The organism is Streptomyces sp. P17 (genome assembly GCF_032436805.1).
Taxonomy (GTDB): Bacteria; Actinomycetota; Actinomycetes; order Streptomycetales; family Streptomycetaceae; genus Streptomyces.
Map to the genome: position 1 here is coordinate 1 of NZ_JAVRBF010001292.1, position 247 is coordinate 247.

1 protein-coding gene is annotated in these 247 nt (G+C 35.6%); it reads right to left on the reverse strand.

Annotated elements, in window-relative coordinates:
* The coding region (locus RMT89_RS44725; protein ID WP_399499103.1) for a hypothetical protein at window positions 1-247 on the reverse strand (247 nt) is incomplete at both ends.

The window sequence follows — 247 nt, forward strand, 5'->3', positions numbered from 1 at the left end:
TCTTTTTTTCCATAAGGCATCCTATCATAATTTCCATCCTGAAATAGAAAATCTATACTTGGAGAGTTTATACTCTTCAGGTAATGATATGTATCCTCAGCAGGAATATTCGGTTGTATTACTGATAATGTCCCTGCAAACAAGAAGGCGTGGTCTTGGTGTGAACTTAATTTTTTAATTCCGTTAATTACATCCTCAAAACTACTGTTACCACCACGTGTAAACCTCGCGATATCATTAGCTTTTC